We start from the raw sequence: 3,587 nt of genomic DNA, 5'->3' as shown, positions 1-3,587 counted from the left end.
ACCACCACCCACCCCAGACCGCAGCCGAACCCCACCCACCCCCGGAGGCCACGCGGCGGAGCCGCAAAGTGTCACAGCGGGAAGGGGCGGGGAGGGGCCTCCCGGGGGCTGGGGCAGAGCCCCAGCGCCACCCAGCCGAACGCACCCCCGCCCCCCCGGAGGGCCACGCCGCGGAGCCGCAAAGTGTCACAGCAGGGCAGGGCCAAGGCGGGGGAAATTGAAGGCCCGTGCCCAACGCGCGGTACCTTCGCCCCGCAGCCCCCCGGCACACGCGGGGGCAGGACAGAGCGGAGTACGGCGTGATCGTCAAGGCGATGGCGGCCGAAGGGGCCGACCCCTTCGGGACGGCGCGGCTGCGTCGCGGGGTCCTGAACGCCTGGGGCGCGGGCCCGGCCAGATTCCGCGAGGACGCCAACGCCGAGGAGGACCTCGCGCTCGGCGGCTACCGCGACCGCCTCGTCGTGGAGCTCGCCCAGAACGCCGCCGACGCCGCGGCCCGCGCGCACACCACGGGCAGGCTCCGGCTGACCCTGCACCCCGCGAGCCCCGACACCCCCGCCGTGCTGGCCGCCGCCAACACCGGCGCCCCCCTGGACGCCATCGGCGTCGAGTCGCTGTCCACCCTGCGAGCCAGCGCCAAGCGCGCCGACACCGAGGTGGCCGTGGGCCGGTTCGGCGTCGGGTTCGCCGCGGTGCTCGCCGTCAGCGACGAGCCCGCCGTGGTGGGCCGCACCGGCGGCGTGCGCTGGTCGCTCGCCGAGGCCCGCGAACTGGCCGCCGAGGCCGCCCACGCCAGCCCCGGCCTGGGCGACGAGCTGCGCCGCCGCGACGGACACGTACCGCTGCTCAGGCTGCCGCTGCCCGCCGAGGGCGCCGCCCCCGAGGGGTACGACACCGTCGTGGTGCTGCCGCTTCGGGACGGCACCGCGGAGGATCTCGTACGGCGCCTCCTCGACGGCATCGACGACGCGCTCCTCCTCACCCTCCCCGGCCTGACCGAGATCGTCGTCGAAACCCCGGACGCGACCCGGGTGTTGCGGCGGTCCGTGCACGACGACGACGCCTACGCCTACGTACACATCGACGACAGCCGGGATGAATCCATTCATCGCTGGCGGACCGTCAGTCACCACGGGGCGATCCACCCGGACCTGCTCGCCGACCGGCCCGTCGAGGAGCGGCTGCGTCCGCACTGGACGGTGACCTGGGCGGTCCCGGTGGACGAGGACGGCGCGCCCGAGCGGCCCCGTACCGCCGCCGTGGTGCACGCGCCGACCCCCACCGACGAGCCGCTCGGCGTCCCCGCGCTGCTCATCGCGTCGTTCCCGCTGGACACCGCGCGCCGTCACCCCGCGCCCGGCCCGCTCACCGACTTCCTGGTGCAGCGCGCGGCCGACGCGTACGCCGAACTCCTCGGCGCCTGGCGGCCGGTGTCCACCGGCACCGTCGACCTGGTGCCCGGCCCGCTCGGCCGGGGCGAGCTGGACGGCGCCCTGCGCGCGGCGGTCCTCGAACGGCTGCCCCGCGTCGCGTTCCTGGCGCCCGCCGCGCCCACCGAGGAACTCGTCGCCCTGCGCCCGTTCGAGGCGGAGGTCGTCGAGGGCGCGGGCGCGGACACGGTGCGCGTCCTGGCCGAAGTCCTGCCCACCCTGCTGCCCGCCGGTCTCGAACGCCGCCCGGAACTGCGTACGTTGGAGGTCGGGCGGCTGCCGCTCGGCGACGCCATCGAGCGGATCGCCGGGGCCGAGCGGGCCCCCGAGTGGTGGTACCGGCTCTACGACACGCTCGCCGGCGTCGACCCCGACCGGCTTTCCGGGCTCCCCGTGCCGCTCGCGGGCGGCCGCACCGTGATCGGCCCCCGGCAGATCCTGCTGCCGCTCTCCGACACCCCGGCCGACCTGGGCCGCCTCGGCCTGAAGGTCGCCCACCCGGACGCCGCCCACCCGCTGCTCGAAAAGCTCGGCGCGCTGCCCGCCACCCCGCGCGCCGTCCTGACGACCCCTCAGGTACGGGCGGCCGTCGCCGCGTCGCTCGACAGCGGGGAAGTCTGGGACGAAGACGGGGGCCTCGACGCGGACGAACTCGCCGACACCGTACTGACGTTGGTGCGCGAGGCGAATCTCGCACCCGGCGACGAACCCTGGCTCGGCGCGCTCGCCCTGCCCGACGAGGACGGCGAACTCGCCCCCGCCGGTGAACTCGTCCTGCCCGGGTCGCCCTTCGCCGCCGTCATCCGGGAGGGTGAACTCGCCGAGGTAGACCGCGAGTTGGCCGACCGCTGGGGCGAGCAGCCGCTCACCGCGTGCGGGGTGCTCGCCACGTTCGCCCTCGTACGCGCCACCGACGTCGTCCTCGACCCGGACGAACTGGAGCCCCGCGACGGCGACTTCGCCGAACCGGACGACGCGGGCCTGCTGGACGCGGTGGACGTCTGGGCCGAAGACGCCCTGGACCGCCTCCCCGCCTCCCCGGTCCCCCCTGTCGCCACGGAGATCATCGCGGTCCGGGACCTGGACCTGGTGGACGACGACTGCTGGCCGCAGGCCCTCGCCCTGCTCGCCCAGCCGCCGCTGCGGGACGCCCTGATCCAGCCGGTGCGCGTACTGCTGCCCGACGGCACGACCGAATCCGTACGCCCGTACACGGCCTGGTGGCTGCGAGACCACCCGGTGCTGGGCGGCCGCCGCCCGGCGGGCCTGCGCGCGGCGGGCGGCGATCCGCTCCTCTCCGGCCTGTACGAGTCCGCGGACGCGACGGGCTTCGACGACACGCAGGTGCTGCGGGCGCTGGGGGTACGCACGTCGGTGCCGGCCCTGTTGGACGAGCCGGGGGGTGCGGCGGAGCTGCTCGGCCGCCTGGCCGATGAGACGCGCCCGGTCTCGGGCTCCCAACTCCACGCGCTGTACACGGCGTTGGCGGATCTGGACCCCGAGCAGGTGACACTGCCGGACGAACTGCGGGTGGTGGTGGACGGCGAGGTCCGGGTCGTCGACGCGCCGGAGGCGGTCGTGGCGGACGCCCCGGACCTCCTCCCGCTCGCCGCCGGCCGGGCCCTGCTGCCGGTGGCCCCGGCCCGCGCGGCCGAGCTCGCGGAGCTGCTCCAGGTGGGGCGGCTGAGCGAGCTGGGGTCGGCGGAGGTGACGTCGACGGGCGTCGAGCACGAGGTGCCGACCGCGGTGAGGGCTTTGCTGGGCCCGTCCACGCCTGCGACGTACGTGGAACACGAGGAACTCCTGGCAGGCGGCGTGGAACTGGACTGGCGCCGCCCGGCCGACGGAGTGGTCCACGCGGCGACCCTGGAGGGCGTGGCAGCGGGCCTCGCCTGGGCGGCGGGCCAATGGCCCCGCCGTTTCGAGGTGGCGGCGCTGTTGGAAGACCCGTCGAGAACGGAGGAACTGGCGCGGGACCGCTGGTTCGACTAGGCATCCTGGGCGGCGCGGGGGCGCGGCTCGGCCGGGGCGCGCTGGGGCTGCGCCCCAGACCCCGTGGGCCCCTCCCCGCCCCTTCCCGCTGTGACACTTTGCGGCTCCGCCGCGTGGCCTCCGGGGGTGGGTGGGGTTCGGCTGCGGTCTGGGGTGGGTGGTGGT

1 protein-coding gene is annotated in these 3,587 nt (G+C 76.1%); it reads left to right on the top strand.

Going from position 1 to position 3,587, the window contains the following annotated elements; all coding sequences use genetic code 11:
- Positions 1-314 precede the first annotated feature (314 nt).
- Positions 315-3,422 carry a sacsin N-terminal ATP-binding-like domain-containing protein gene (locus tag ADK54_RS10385; protein WP_053725285.1) on the top strand — a complete coding sequence of 1,036 codons (3,108 nt, stop codon included), beginning with the start codon at positions 315-317 and terminating at the stop codon, positions 3,420-3,422.
- The last annotated feature ends 165 nt before the right edge of the window (positions 3,423-3,587 follow it).

This window comes from Streptomyces sp. WM6378 (genome assembly GCF_001279695.1).
In the GTDB taxonomy this organism is placed as follows: domain Bacteria; phylum Actinomycetota; class Actinomycetes; order Streptomycetales; family Streptomycetaceae; genus Streptomyces.
This window is presented reverse-complemented; position numbering and strand designations above follow the sequence as displayed.

Excerpts from the sequence above, each read along its gene's own strand:
- ADK54_RS10385 (WP_053725285.1), top strand. The coding sequence starts at position 315 with ATGGCGGCCGAAGGGGCCGACCCCTTCGGGACGGCGCGGCTGCGTCGC.